Source organism: Nonomuraea sp. NPDC049400 (assembly GCF_044466425.1).
GTDB lineage: Bacteria > Actinomycetota > Actinomycetes > Streptosporangiales > Streptosporangiaceae > Nonomuraea.
In genome coordinates, this window is record NZ_JBITMP010000008.1 from 12,245 (window position 1) to 24,301 (window position 12,057).

Below are 12,057 nucleotides of genomic sequence, written 5' to 3' on the forward strand. Positions count from 1 at the left end.
TGCACCCTGAGAAGATCCCGATATGTCAGGACTACGCAGTTTCGAGAAGCGCTCCGACGGTGTTGTACGGCTCTGGCAGATCGAGCGCGAAGGCATCCGCTGTCACATGGCGTGGGGGATGGCGGGTGGCACCCTGCGGGGGACGAGCATGACCCTCGACGACGAGGCGCATGCCGTACGTCACTTCAACAAGAAGATCGACGAGAAGCGGCGCGAGGGCTACGTCGAGGTCGTGACACCCGAGCCCGAGCCTGCCCCCGCACCGGCTCCGGGGCACGTAGGCTCGCTTCTCGACATCCTGGATTCCGGCTACGAGCCGCTCGATGCCTACGACAGCGTGTACGTCATGCCCGTGCGACTGGGGATCGGGCGCTTCTGGCGCTATGCCGTACTGACGGACGACGGGCGCAGGGGCCTGATGTTCCCCGTAAAGGAGGCCTGCCATGACCCGGAGCTGGTCCGCGCGTTCCTGGATTTCCTCGTGCCGCGCCGGGAGCTGGCCTTCGACGGCAGTTCGCATCACAAGTTGCCGTTGGACGCGCTGATCGGGCCGTTCAGCCACGCGCTGCTGTGCTCGCCGCAGCTGATCAGCAACGTCTACGAAGGGCGCGTCGCCTACGCGTATCCGATCCACGACTGCGAGATCGGCGACGCGGACACCGGGACGTGGGTCGAGGCGCGGACCCAAGGACATGGCTCGCTACCGAATTCGACCTGGGATCGCGCTCCCCTACCGGTGACCGACCTGCGCTACGACCTGCGGAGCGCGAGCGGGCCGTTCGAGGGGATGGGTGATCGGGAGACGTTGAGACGGGCCAAGTTCAAGACCGGCACGCTGGAGGGGGCGGGGAATCTGCTGCGCCGGCTGGCGGTCTCGACGCCGAAGAGCTTCGTGGAGGTTCGGTCGTTCCGGGGCGAGGTCCTTGCTCTCGGGCCCGCCGACCTCACAACCGACACCTTGGACAGGGTCGGCAGGTTCGTCCGCTAGTTTGCCTATCCCTTCCGGAGACGCCACGATTGGGTTGGTCCCTATTGAAGTGGCAGGTCAAGGGCCTGGTGTGAGCTCCGCTGGACGTGCTCTTCCTGGTGGTGCCAGGGGTTCAGTGCGGATGATCGTTTGCCTGAGGGATCACGCACGTTTCATGATCCGTCACGGTCCGGATGATCGCGTTCACGATGATCCTTTGCGCGGGAATTGCGCCGTCTGTGAATGACCGCGGTAGAGGTACGGTGTCGCTTCTGGAACGCCTCACCGCGCGTCGCACGGAACTGGCCAAACAGGCCGAGCAGGTGATCGCCCAACTGCTGGCCGAAGACGAGCTGCAGGGAGAGCCTGTTCGGGCAGCTCAGGCCGCCCATGACGACACCGAGAACATAGGCGACGGCGGCGGCGAGATCGAGGTGGTGCCGATGTACCGGGTGGCGCTGCCGGCCCGGCGCGTGGCCGAGCCGCCCCCGAGGGCTGCTGATCCCCCACCGGGAGCGCGCCACGAGCGCACACGAGCTGCCGTCGACTACCAGGCGCTGCTGGAGGCGGTGCGCACCGCCGACGGTCGGGTGATCTGCAAGGCGATCTGCGCGCAGCTGGGTTGCCTTTCGAGTCGGGTCAGGTGGGAGGCGTGCGGGCCAAGCTGAAACGGCTGGCCGAGCGGGGCTGGCTGCGCAAGACGCCCAGCGGCGCGTTCGCTGCGCTGCGCTGACCACGCCCGAGGGCGCCCGAGGGCGATCGACGTCCCCTCACAGCCCCTGACCAGGGCGACGTCCCGGTGAACAGAGCAAACCGGCGGACACGATCCACCCGTGTTCGAATCGTCGAGGTCGCCAGCAGACGGGCCCGCTGTTGCCGCTCCCATCCAGCCAGCATCGCCTCGAACACGGCTTCTGCCGGGCGCAAGGGCACCACACCATCCGACAGAACCAGATGAGCGGCCCCCTCCACAGCCACCCTTCTCACCCTTCGATTGGCTCATGGCGCGCGGCGAAGAGGTCCTGCTGTCGACGGATCAACTCCGCCAGGTCGTTGCCAGCTGGACCGGTGTGGTCGACGGTCCCGTGGGTAAACGCCATCTGCAAGTGAGCGAATAGCTCATTAGATGCGATTCGTCCCATTTCTAGTTCATCGAGATGTGCACGTGGTCGTAGTGGTTCTCGGTGATGCTGCCCCGGTCCGACATGGCCCGCCAGCCTGAGCCCATGTTGATGCGCTGCTTCCAGATCACGTACTTGACCCCGAGCTTGTCCTTGTTCTTGAGTGCCCACTCCGCGATGCGGTCGCCCAGGGCGTTGTTGACGGCCGACGGCGTCGTCCCGCCGGTGCTCATCATGAAGTCGCAGGCCCGCCCCAGCGGGTGCTCGCCGCTGGAGCCGGAGCGGAAGCAGCCCACCTCGTACGGCAGCTTGAAGTTCTTCTCCACCTGCGCCTTCATCAGCCGCGTGCGGGCCGTGATGTTGTCCGAGCCCGTGGGCAGCTCCGGGGCCCAGCTGCCGTTCGTGTTGCGGCCGGGGCCGAACGGCACCAGGTCCTGGAGCTTCTTCTGGATGTCCTTGATGACGTCCTGGGCGTCTTCGCGCTGCTCGGCCACGTCCTTGGCGTCCGCGCTGATCTGGGTGGCGAGCGCGGCGGCCTCGTCGGAGGCCTTCTTCTTCTCGTCGCGGGCCTTGGCCACACCGTCCACGACGGCCTGCTGCTCGGCCGTGAGCTGCTCCAGCAGGGCCACGGCGCCGCCGTTGGTGGGCAGCAGGAAGGCGGGCAGCGAGGGGTCGTGGCTCTGGTAGCGCATCCTGGCGATGTCGGCGACCCGCTGCTCGGCCGCCACCACCGCCTGCTCCGCGGCGGCCAGGCGGTCCTTGGCGACCTTGGCGGCCTCCCGCGCCTTGGCCAGCTCGACACGCTTGAGGTTGTACTTCTCGATGAGCTTGTCGACCTTGCTGTTGAGCTGCTTGAGCTGGGCGCGGAGCTCGGCCTCCGACGGTTTGGGCGCGGCTGACGCCGCGGTCACCGGCAGGACTGCGACGGCCGCGGCGGTGATGAGACCGATGACAAGGCGCACGGGGGACGCAGCCGCCACGTGGATGTTCCTCTCCCTCTGCCGACCGGGTTAGCTGACGGGTTCGGGCGCGGAGGTGCCCTACCGACACGTGGTCGGATTCACCCCAGAACTAGGTGGGTCCCCGGCTCCCGGGCGACACGCCCGGGATTAGGCGCGCAACGGCCGTTACAGCCGGTGCAAAAGGGATGTTAGTGGTAGATCACGAGTAATGCGACCCTAATAAGAAATCTGATAGTGATCTACTTGTGATCGAATCATACGCGCGGCCTCCTCCGGCAGCACGTCGTTCACGAAAGCGCCCATCGCCGACTCCGAGCCGGCCAGGTACTTGAGCTTGCCCGGCGCCCGCCTGATGCTGAACAGCTCCAGGTGCAGGTACGCGAGCTCACGGTCCTGCCGTACGGGCGCCTGGTGCCAGGCCGAGATGTACGGCATCACGACGCCGAACAGGTCGTCGAAGGCCCGCAGCACCGAGGTGTAGAGCGGCGCGAACGCCGAGCGCTCCGCCTCCGACAGCGCGGCCAGGTCGGGCACCTGCCGGTGCGGGTAGATGTGCACCTCGTACGGCCACCGTGCGGCGGCGGGCACGAACGCCGTCCACAGCTCGTTGGCGGCCACCACGCGCGTCCCCTCGGCCCGCTCGGCGGCCAGCACGTCGGCGAACAGGTTGCCCTTCGAGTACCGCTTGGCGGCGGCGAGCTGGAGCTTGGTCCTGGGCGTGACGTACGGGTAGCCGTAGATCTGGCCGTGCGGGTGGGCGAGCGTGATGCCGATCTCCTCACCCCGGTTCTCGAAGCAGAAGACCTGCTCCACGCCCTCGATCCCGGACAGCTCGGCCGTGCGGTCGGCCCACGCCTCCATGACCAGCTCCACCTGGTCGGTGGAGAGCCGGGAGAAGGAGGACGAGTGCTCAGAGGTGAAGCAGACCACCTCACACCGCCCCGCTCCCGGCCGCACCTCGCTCAAGCCACCCACTTCCGAATAAGTCCCGAAATTTCCGGAGAAGGAGGGAAACCGGTTCTCGAACACCACCACGTCGTAGTCGTGCGCCGGGATCTCCGACGACCGGGTGTCCGACGACGGGCACAGCGGGCACTCGCTCGCCGTGCCCGTCGGCTGGAACGTGCGCGTCTGCCGGTGCCCCGCGATCGCGATCCACTCCTCGGTCAGCGGGTCGTAACGCAGCTCGGAGGCCACCGGCCGCGGGTCGAGCATGCGCCGGTCGATCGCGCTCCTGTCGGCGTCGTCCCGCCGGTCGAAGTAGATCAGCTCTCGGCCGTCGGCCAGGTGGGTGATGGTGCGCTTCAAGGCGAGCCCTCCGCGATGATCAGTTCTCCGGCCCGTTCGGCCAGCTCCGTGCGTGCGTCCTCGGGCAGTCCCGCGTCGCTGATGACCACGTCGGCCTCGCTCAGCTCGGCGATCGTGCTGATGCCGACCGTGTTCCACTTGGTGTGGTCGGCGGGGATGACCAGCTTGGTGGCGGCCGCCACCAGCTCCCTGTCGGTCTCCGACTCCAGCAGGTTGGGCGTGGTGAACCCGGCCCGCACGCTCATCCCGTGCACGCCGAGGAAGAGCGTGTCCACGTGCAGGCGGCGGATCGCGGCCACGGCCACCGGGCCCACCAGGGCGTCGGACGGCGTGCGTACACCGCCGGTCAGCACGACCGTGCGGTCAGAACGCGGGTTCCGGTGGAAGACCTCGGCGACGGGGATCGAGTTGGTGATCACCGTCAGCTCGGGTACGCCGATCAGGTGGCGGGCCAGCGCCCACGTGGTGGTCCCCGCCGAGAGCGCCACGGCCGTGCCCGGCCTGACGAGGCCGGCCGCGCGCCGCGCGATGGCCTCCTTCTCCTGCTGCTGGCGGGCCGACTTGGCGGTGAAGCCCGGCTCCTCGGTCGAGCCCGGACCGAGGGCGGTGGCGCCGCCGTGGACCTTCTCCAGCAGCCCGCGCTCGGCCAGCACCTCGAGGTCGCGGCGAATCGTCATGTCGGAGACGCCGAGCTCGCGAACGAGGTCCGCGACCCGGACTCCGCCGTTGCTGCGCACGCGTTCGAGGATCGTCTGCTGACGCTGCTGTGCGAGCACACCCGCTCCTTCCAACAGATTCCACCAAATTATGACACGGAATTGTTGGGGAATGTTAGTTCGCGTGGTGCGCTTGCGCTGGTCAGGGCAGGCGGGAGACGCTCTGGTTCCGGCCGATCATCGGAGGCGAGCTATGGCCAGGCGCGCACGCAAGGGCAGGGCACGCAAGAAGAAAAAGGCTAACCACGGCAAGCGCCCCACGGCGCGTTGATCGGGTGGCCGCCTTTCCCGGCGGCCACCCTCCTTTGTCTGCGCCGCTTACGCGCCGCCGTCCGGCGTCAGCCGCACGGCGAGCCGGTCCGGGTGATCGGCCCTGACCACGACGTCGGCGGCCTGCTGGGGCCGTGCCTCCCGCTCGTACCGCTCATAGGCGGGCAGCCGCCACAGCTCGTCCTCGGGCGTTGCGCGCTCCAGCGCCCCCACCGACAGCCACACGTGCACGCTCACCTCGAACGCCAGCCCCCGCCCGAGCAGCAGCGTCCCGTCGACGATCAGCACCCCTCCCGGAGGCAACTCCTGGTACGGCGCCCGGTACGCCCGATCGATGCGGCTGTCCCAGAGCCGCGGCAGCACCTGCCCCGAGCCGCCCGGGTCCAGGGGCTCGAGGACCTCCCTGGTGAGCGCCTTGGCGTCGAGCCAGTCCTCGTAGAAGGCGTCCGGGTCGGTCCTGCCGTGCTCCAGCCGCAGCGACGCGGGCCGCAGGAAGTCACCCGCCGACACGCGCAGCACGGGCCTCCCGCGCAGCCGCAGCGGCGCGACGAGCTCGTCGGCCAACGTCTCGGGACGCGCGGCCGGCGCGCCGTCCACGGCCACCCGAACCCATCCCCGCCGCGCGGCGATCCTTTCCGCCAGTTCCTCGACGAGGGCGTCGCGGGAGATCGCTCGCCAACGCATGCCTACGCGCGCAGCCCCGCCACGAACCGGTGCATGGCCTCCGTCACATCCGTGAGCACCTGGGCCGAGGCGACCGGGTCCCCGAAGATCTCCATACCGTGGTCGGCGTCCGGGACCTCGAGGTACGGGTGCCCCAGGCCCCGCGCGACCTCACCGTCCCACGCCTTGTCGGCCGCCCCGCCGACCAGCAGCGTGGGAGCCTCGCTCCGCCGCAGTGCCCCGATGACGGACTCCATGGTGAGCAACGGGGTGAGCCAGATGGCGGGCAGGCCCCGTTCGGCGGCGAACGGTGCGGCGAGCGAGCCGAGCGACTTGCCCACCAGCAGCACCTGACCGGCGCTCTCCGCCTCCACGGCCTCGCGCGCCCGCTCGACGACCCACGCCTCACGTTCGGCGAGGGCGCCACCCGCGGGCGGCTCCCACCAGACCTCCTGCACGGTCCACCCGTGGTGCGCGAGCACCGCGCGGGCGAAGTGGAGGAGCGGGCGGGCCGGCACGTAGGCCGCGCCAGGAAGCAGGACGGCCACCCGATCCGGATCGCCTTCGTGCCGGGTGGGGACTCCGCAGACCTTCGCTGGCACCATTCCCGGAGTATAAGCCGAACCACCTGCCGAGATCATGAAGCCGCCGCCCCCGTCATGCCGGCCCTAACGCCGCACCCGGGCGGCGATGGTCTGCGCACACACCAGCGACTCGGTATGCGTGGTGTCCACCACCAGGTCGTAGACCACGCCCTCGTGGACCACCTCTGCCTGCAATGCGGCCATTCCCCCGACACGATCGCCCCGGGCGATCTCACGGCCCGCGGCGACCGCGCTGTCGCACTTGACGCCGACCCAGAGCACGTCCAGCCCGACAAGAGCCTTCTGCCACCGTTCCTGGGATGCCGCCCCGCCGAGGAACACGTCATCCACAATGACTCGAGCGCCCGCGCGGGCCATCGCGGCGACCCCCGCCGTCCACGCCGCGTCCAAGACCAGGAACTCCGGCCCGACAATCACCTGGCCGTCGGGGGCGAACTCGATCCCCGCATCCGATCCCCGCATGGAGGCGGGCAGCGCTTCGACCATGGTGTCGACTCCGACGGCAAGCCACGGATCCGGCAGGATCGCCTGCAGGCACCGGACGATCCCGGACTTGCCCGAGCTGGAGCCGCCATTGAGCACGATCATCTGAGTGGCCACCGCGCCACACTAGAGGGCTGGCCCTACACGTTCCAACTGGTTATCGACCCGCACCGCAGCAGGCGCCGAAGGGGCACGGAAGGAACGCGGAAGCAGGCATCGGGCACAAAAGATCGAGAAGAAGTAGCAGAGATCACGAAGGCCAGGTCGCCTCATGGGGCTGACCTGGCCTTTCGCCTTTGGAGCGGACGACGGGAATCGAACCCGCGTAGCTAGTTTGGAAGACTAGGGCTCTACCATTGAGCTACGTCCGCGCGAACCGGTCGAACTCTGGTCTAGACTTCATCCGGTCGTTAGGGCGTAAGCGTACCGGAGTCCCGGAGCGCATGCGCACTCGACGAGGCGGGGCGTGGCGCAGCTTGGCAGCGCGCTTGCTTTGGGAGCAAGAAGTCGCAGGTTCAAATCCTGTCGCCCCGACCAGGTCAGAAGGCCCCTCCCGAGCGGGAGGGGCCTTCTGCTTGTCCGGAGACGCTCCCGCCGCCTCGCCCGCCGGCGTCCGAGCCTGGGCGGCACTTTTCCCCGCCGCCGGCCGTTGTCACCGTGCCGGGGGGCGGAACGGGGTGCGTTATGGGGTTAGCGGGGCGTTCGGTGGTACGGACGAACGCGGTGTCACTCGGGGGTTTCCTGCTCGGCATGTCCGTCGCCGTCGCCGTTCTCGGCGCGCGGGTGCTGGACGTGTCGGCACAGGAGGCGCGCGCGACCGCGCGTACCACGGCGTCGGTGGTCGAGTTGTTCTTCGACGGAGCCGACAACCAGACGGCGGCCCACCTCGAATGGTTCGACGCGGACGGGGTGGCGCACGTCACGCTCGTCCAGGTCGGCGGCGACCGCGAGCTGGGCCCGGGGGTGGGCCTGGCCGTCCGCTACGACCCGGGGCGGCCGGACGACCTGGTCTTCCCCGGCCGTGACGGCGAGTTCCCGCCGCCGGGCGACTGGCAGGCGCGCATCCTGCTGGCCCTGCTCGCGGCCGTCTCCGGCCTGCTGCTGCTTCTGGGCGCGCGGCTGCTGCTCAACCTCCGCGCCGCCAGGGCGCCGGCGGCGGTCTGGCGGGCCGCGCCCCGGCTGCTGACCGCCGAGGCCAGAGGGGCCCGGTGGTTCGCGGGCTACCTCCGCCTCACCGCGGAGCCCGTCGGCGGCGGGCCCGTGCGGCGCTACCTTCAGCGGGTCTACTGGGACCCGGCGCTGGACCGGATGCCCCGGCGCAAGCGGAGCCGGGACGGCGTACCGGTTCAGGTCCACGTGGGCGGCTGGCCGTTCCGCCGGGCGGTGGTGCTCCTGGACGACGGCACCCGCCTGTGGCCGGCCGGGAGACTGCGGCGGCGGGCCCCGCGCAAGTGGGTGGTGGAGTCCCGGCCCGCGACCGCCCGGCGGCGGTCGCGGCCCGGCTGGGGGTCCGTCGGGCTGATCGTGATGGCGACGGGCTGCGGCGCCTTCGGGCTGTACGGCCCCGCCATCGGGCTCGCGGCGGCCGGTGTCGGCTTCGCCACGGTGTACTACATCTGGGGCTGGTACGGCGGCGAGGTCATCTGCGGCAGCGAGGCGTCATGAGTGGCTGAGGCGGGACGTCAGCCCGTCAGCGTGAGCGGGTTGACCAGGTCGGCGTAGACCAGCAGGCCGGCCATGATCACCATGACCAACGCGATCGCGTATGTCAGCGGCAGCACCTTGGCGATGTCCACGTAAGCCGGCTCAGGCCGTCGCATGATCCTGGCGTACGCCCGCTTGATGCCCTCCCACAGCCCGCCGGCGATGTGGCCGCCGTCGAGCGGCAGCAGCGGGATGAGGTTGAACATGCCGATCGCCAGATTGAACCCGGCCAGCAGGTTGACGAAGATGGCGATCTTCTTCTCGTTGGACAGGTCGGAGGCGAGGATCTCGCCGCCCATGCGGCCCGCGCCGACGACGCCGACGGGGCCCTCGGGGTCGCGCTTCTCGCCCGAGAAGGCCGCGTGCCAGACGCCGACCATCTTCTCCGGCAGGTTGAGGATCGAGCTCGCCACCCGGCCCGTCAGCTCGCCCATGTAGCCGAGCACCTGGCCGACGCTCTGCCGCTCCATGACCTCGGTGGGCAGGACGCCGAGGAAGCCGACGTTCTTGTCGATCTTCTTCGGATCCTGGAGGTTGGGGCGGTCCTGGGCGATGAGGGTGACGTTGAGCGTCATCGGCTTGCCGTCGCGGACGATGCCGAGCGCGACGGGGCCGGGGCCGTGGGAGCGGATCAGGCGGGTGGCGTCCTCCCAGGAGTTGATCTTCTGGTTGTCGAAGGAGACCATGCGGTCGCCGGGCTTCATGCCCGCCTGGGCGGCCGGGGTGGGCTTGTCGGTGGCCTTGCACGTGTTGCGCTGCTCGGACATCGGGATCACGCACGTGTTGGTCTCGGGCGACACGATCGGGGCCCACGTGGGCAGGCCGATGCCGACCAGCAGGATGGTGAAGAAGATGAACGAGAGCACGAAGTTCATCGCCGGGCCGCCGGACATGATGATGACCTTCTGCCACCACTTCTTCCGGTAGAAGACCCGGTCCTCGTCGCCGGGGCGGACCTCCTCCTGCGCGGCATCGCGCGCCGAGTCGATGAGGCCCTGGAACGGCCCCGTCGAGGCGCTCCTGAGCTTGCCCGGATCGTCGCCGGGGCGCGGCGGGAGCATGCCGATCATGCGGATGTAGCCGCCGAACGGGATCCACTTGATGCCGTACTCGGTCTCGCCCTTCCGCCGCGACCAGGCCGTGGCGCCGAAGCCGACCATGTACTGGGTCACCTTGACGCCGAAGAGCTTGGCCGGCACCAGGTGGCCGATCTCGTGCAGGGCGATGGAGAACATCAGCCCGAGCAGGAAGACGACGATCCCCACGAGATAGAGCCAGTTCATCTATGCGCGCTCCGTAACCGACGACAGGGGGCGGACGCAGGGTCCGACAGCCCCAGAGTAGTCGAACGAGCCGCCCTTCACGGCTTTGCGCCTTTTGAAGGCATTGACAGTACACATCCAAACAATCACTCTGGGTGACGACGGAGGGGGACGTCTTGATTCGGATACTGATAGCCGAGCACCTGCCCTTGGTCCGCCGCGGCCTGCTCGCCACCCTCGGCGCCGAGCCCGATCTGCGTGTCGTCGCCGCGGTCGGGAGCGCCGGGGAGGTGGTGCGGGCGGCGCTCGCCGGCGGGCCCGACGTGGCCGTCGTCGACTTCGACCTGCCGGGGCTGCCGGTGGCCGCCCAGCTCGCCGAGCAGGCCCCGCGGTGCGGGGTGCTGATGCTGTCCGCCCAGCCCAACCCCGGTCAGGTGCGCGATGTGCTGGCCGGGCCCGCGCTGGGGTTCATGAGCCTGTGTGTGTGCCCCGAGAAGCTCGCCGAGGGCGTGCGCCAGGTCGCCGAGGGCCGCCAGGCCATCGAGGCCGAGCTGGCGGTGGCGGCGCTCCAGTGCGCCACGAGCCCGCTGACCAGGCGGGAGCTCGACGTGCTGCGCATCGCGGCGGGCGGCGCGCGCTCTGCGGAGATCGCCGATCAGCTTTTCCTGTCGGTCGGCACCGTGCGTAACCATCTGTCGCGGATCATGGGCAAGACAGGTGCGCGTAACCGCCTCGACGCCGTACGCATCGCCAGCGACTGCGGATGGTTGTGACGGCGGCTAGGGCCGCCAGATCAGCACCAGCGCGCAGTCGTCGTTGTGCCCCGAGGCCATGGCGTTGACCAGCGCCCTCGCGCCGTCGCGGAACCCGGAGGGCAGCAGCCGCTCCGCCTCCCCGAGCAGCCGGTCGAGCCCGGCGTCGATGTCGCGGCCCGGCTGCTCGATCAGCCCGTCGGTGAACAGCAGCAGCGCGTCGCCCTTGCGCAGGGTGCCACTGTCGGGCTCGCAGTGCAGGTCGGGCACCACGCCGAGCACGACGCCCTTGGCCGAGGCGACCTGCCAGCTCCCGGTGCCCGCGTCGAACTTCACCACCGGCGGATGCCCGGCCGAGGTGATCGTGTAGTCGCCGGTGTCCAGGTCGAGGCGTAGATGGACCGCGGTCACGAACCCCTCGTCGCCCCGCTGCCGGTGCAGGTAGGTGTTGCACGCGGGCAGGAAGTCGTCGACCGAGCCCAGCAGCCCGCCGAACGTGCCGGACAGCAGCAGCGCCCTGGTGCCCGCGTCGACCCCCTTGCCGGACACGTCGACCAGCGCGATCTCGACGGAGTTGCCGTCGCGCATGGAGACCAGGAAGTCGCCGCCGAACGAGGACCCGCCGGCCTGCTTGAGCACCACCTTGGCGCCCCAGTCCTTCGGCATCGGGGGCAGCTCGCCCTGTCTCTTGAGCCGGTCGCGCAGCTCCAGCAGCATCGCGTCGCCACGCAGCCCCTGAACGCCCAGCTTGCCCCTGGTCCGGGCCATCAGCACGGCGAGCACGGTGGTGAACGCGACTGTCACCGTGAGTCCCAGCCCGATGCGGGCCACGCCCAGCGTGATCGCGATGTAGCCGAGCGCGACCCCGACCGCCACCAGCAGCTTGATCAGGCTGCGCAGCCGGAGCTGGAGGCCGCCGATCAGCGTGACCAGGATGAGCAGCGACGGCGAGAACCACTCGGTGGAGACCTTCGCCGCCAGGACCCCGATGACCAGGGCCAGCGTGGTCAGCGTGATGAGCAGGTTGCGGTCGCGGGCCAGCGGTCCGCGGCGGGCGAACCGCACAGCAGCCACCAGAAAGGGCACCCGCACCAGGACCGCACGGACCCGTGGCGGGATCAACGGCGCCGGTCGGGAACTCATGATGGCCCTGACTGTATCGGTCTGACCCGTGTTTGGGCAGCCCACTTGACCAAGCCCTTGATCATTAAGCACGGATAATGGGTGGCTCTCCCCCTTTGCCC

Annotated in this window: 13 protein-coding genes, 2 tRNA genes and 1 riboswitch; of the genes, 6 read left to right on the plus strand and 9 right to left on the minus strand. The window is 69.6% G+C overall.

Annotated features, from left to right (window positions below; all coding sequences use genetic code 11):
• Window positions 1–22 precede the first annotated feature (22 nt).
• Both ACIBVN_RS13690 and ACIBVN_RS13695 read left to right on the plus strand, forming a co-directional pair.
• Window positions 23–988 carry a WGR domain-containing protein gene (locus ACIBVN_RS13690; RefSeq protein WP_397136012.1) on the plus strand — a complete coding sequence of 322 codons (966 nt, stop codon included), beginning with the start codon at window positions 23–25 and terminating at the stop codon, window positions 986–988.
• A 173-nt stretch (window positions 989–1,161) separates the two neighbouring features.
• Entirely contained in the window at window positions 1,162–1,635 is a 474-nt protein-coding gene (locus tag ACIBVN_RS13695) for a hypothetical protein (protein ID WP_397136014.1), read from the plus strand.
• A gap of 476 nt (window positions 1,636–2,111) precedes the next feature.
• Here ACIBVN_RS13695 and ACIBVN_RS13700 read toward each other — a convergent pair whose 3' ends face one another.
• The 3 genes from ACIBVN_RS13700 to ACIBVN_RS13710 all read right to left on the minus strand — a co-directional run bounded on the left by ACIBVN_RS13700 (window position 2,112) and on the right by ACIBVN_RS13710 (window position 5,134).
• Window positions 2,112–3,068: a coiled-coil domain-containing protein gene (locus ACIBVN_RS13700; RefSeq protein WP_397136015.1), complete on the minus strand. Its 957-nt coding sequence runs from the start codon at window positions 3,066–3,068 to the stop codon at window positions 2,112–2,114.
• A gap of 5 nt (window positions 3,069–3,073) precedes the next feature.
• A riboswitch (cyclic di-AMP (ydaO/yuaA leader) is annotated at window positions 3,074–3,214 on the minus strand.
• A gap of 52 nt (window positions 3,215–3,266) precedes the next feature.
• Window positions 3,267–4,358: a galactose-1-phosphate uridylyltransferase gene (galT, locus tag ACIBVN_RS13705; RefSeq protein ID WP_397136017.1), complete on the minus strand. Its 1,092-nt coding sequence runs from the start codon at window positions 4,356–4,358 to the stop codon at window positions 3,267–3,269.
• Complete coding sequence (locus tag ACIBVN_RS13710) at window positions 4,355–5,134, minus strand: DeoR/GlpR family DNA-binding transcription regulator (RefSeq protein ID WP_397136019.1); 780 nt, start codon at window positions 5,132–5,134, stop codon at window positions 4,355–4,357. The genes galT and ACIBVN_RS13710 overlap by 4 nt, the downstream gene beginning before the upstream one ends.
• Before the next feature lie 133 nt (window positions 5,135–5,267).
• On the opposite strand from ACIBVN_RS13710, the gene ACIBVN_RS13715 reads away from it, so the two are divergent.
• The gene (locus tag ACIBVN_RS13715) at window positions 5,268–5,345 is read left to right on the plus strand and encodes a 50S ribosomal protein bL37 (protein WP_372513659.1); all 78 of its coding nucleotides are present in this window, start codon (window positions 5,268–5,270) and stop codon (window positions 5,343–5,345) included.
• A gap of 47 nt (window positions 5,346–5,392) precedes the next feature.
• On the opposite strand, the gene ACIBVN_RS13720 is transcribed toward ACIBVN_RS13715, so the two are convergent.
• The 4 genes from ACIBVN_RS13720 to ACIBVN_RS13735 form a co-directional block, all read right to left on the minus strand.
• Window positions 5,393–6,028 (minus strand): uridine kinase, encoded by a 636-nt coding sequence (locus ACIBVN_RS13720; RefSeq protein ID WP_397136021.1) that lies wholly within the window; start codon window positions 6,026–6,028, stop codon window positions 5,393–5,395.
• 2 nt (window positions 6,029–6,030) lie between these two features.
• A complete protein-coding gene (locus ACIBVN_RS13725) occupies window positions 6,031–6,612 on the minus strand; it encodes a hypothetical protein (RefSeq protein ID WP_397136023.1) in 582 nt (193 codons plus the stop codon).
• 63 nt (window positions 6,613–6,675) lie between these two features.
• Entirely contained in the window at window positions 6,676–7,212 is a 537-nt protein-coding gene (cpt, locus tag ACIBVN_RS13730) for a chloramphenicol phosphotransferase CPT (RefSeq protein ID WP_397136025.1), read from the minus strand.
• A gap of 180 nt (window positions 7,213–7,392) precedes the next feature.
• A tRNA-Gly gene (locus tag ACIBVN_RS13735) sits at window positions 7,393–7,466 on the minus strand.
• A gap of 89 nt (window positions 7,467–7,555) precedes the next feature.
• On the opposite strand from ACIBVN_RS13735, the gene ACIBVN_RS13740 reads away from it, so the two are divergent.
• Window positions 7,556–7,632: transfer RNA gene (locus ACIBVN_RS13740), tRNA-Pro, on the plus strand.
• A gap of 186 nt (window positions 7,633–7,818) precedes the next feature.
• Window positions 7,819–8,760 carry a hypothetical protein gene (locus ACIBVN_RS13745; RefSeq protein WP_397136027.1) on the plus strand — a complete coding sequence of 314 codons (942 nt, stop codon included), beginning with the start codon at window positions 7,819–7,821 and terminating at the stop codon, window positions 8,758–8,760.
• 17 nt (window positions 8,761–8,777) lie between these two features.
• Here ACIBVN_RS13745 and ACIBVN_RS13750 read toward each other — a convergent pair whose 3' ends face one another.
• On the minus strand, window positions 8,778–10,082 hold the full coding sequence (locus ACIBVN_RS13750) for a M50 family metallopeptidase (RefSeq protein ID WP_397136029.1): 1,305 nt from the start codon (window positions 10,080–10,082) through the stop codon (window positions 8,778–8,780).
• Window positions 10,083–10,237: 155 nt separating this feature from the next.
• Here ACIBVN_RS13750 and ACIBVN_RS13755 point away from each other — a divergent pair, with 155 nt between their 5' ends.
• Complete coding sequence (locus ACIBVN_RS13755) at window positions 10,238–10,834, plus strand: response regulator transcription factor (protein WP_397136031.1); 597 nt, start codon at window positions 10,238–10,240, stop codon at window positions 10,832–10,834.
• A 6-nt stretch (window positions 10,835–10,840) separates the two neighbouring features.
• On the opposite strand, the gene ACIBVN_RS13760 is transcribed toward ACIBVN_RS13755, so the two are convergent.
• The gene (locus ACIBVN_RS13760; protein ID WP_397136033.1) at window positions 10,841–11,956 is read right to left on the minus strand and encodes a PP2C family protein-serine/threonine phosphatase; all 1,116 of its coding nucleotides are present in this window, start codon (window positions 11,954–11,956) and stop codon (window positions 10,841–10,843) included.
• Window positions 11,957–12,057 lie beyond the last annotated feature (101 nt).

What these genes read in the sequence shown, in the direction of transcription:
- ACIBVN_RS13750 (WP_397136029.1), bottom strand. Translation starts at nt 10,082, where the DNA reads ATGAACTGGCTCTATCTCGTGGGGATCGTCGTCTTCCTGCTCGGGCTG.
- ACIBVN_RS13760 (WP_397136033.1), bottom strand. Translation starts at nt 11,956, where the DNA reads ATGAGTTCCCGACCGGCGCCGTTGATCCCGCCACGGGTCCGTGCGGTC.
- ACIBVN_RS13715 (WP_372513659.1), top strand. Translation starts at nt 5,268, where the DNA reads ATGGCCAGGCGCGCACGCAAGGGCAGGGCACGCAAGAAGAAAAAGGCT.
- ACIBVN_RS13725 (WP_397136023.1), bottom strand. Translation starts at nt 6,612, where the DNA reads ATGGTGCCAGCGAAGGTCTGCGGAGTCCCCACCCGGCACGAAGGCGAT.
- ACIBVN_RS13720 (WP_397136021.1), bottom strand. Translation starts at nt 6,028, where the DNA reads ATGCGTTGGCGAGCGATCTCCCGCGACGCCCTCGTCGAGGAACTGGCG.
- ACIBVN_RS13695 (WP_397136014.1), top strand. Translation starts at nt 1,162, where the DNA reads ATGATCGCGTTCACGATGATCCTTTGCGCGGGAATTGCGCCGTCTGTG.
- ACIBVN_RS13690 (WP_397136012.1), top strand. Translation starts at nt 23, where the DNA reads ATGTCAGGACTACGCAGTTTCGAGAAGCGCTCCGACGGTGTTGTACGG.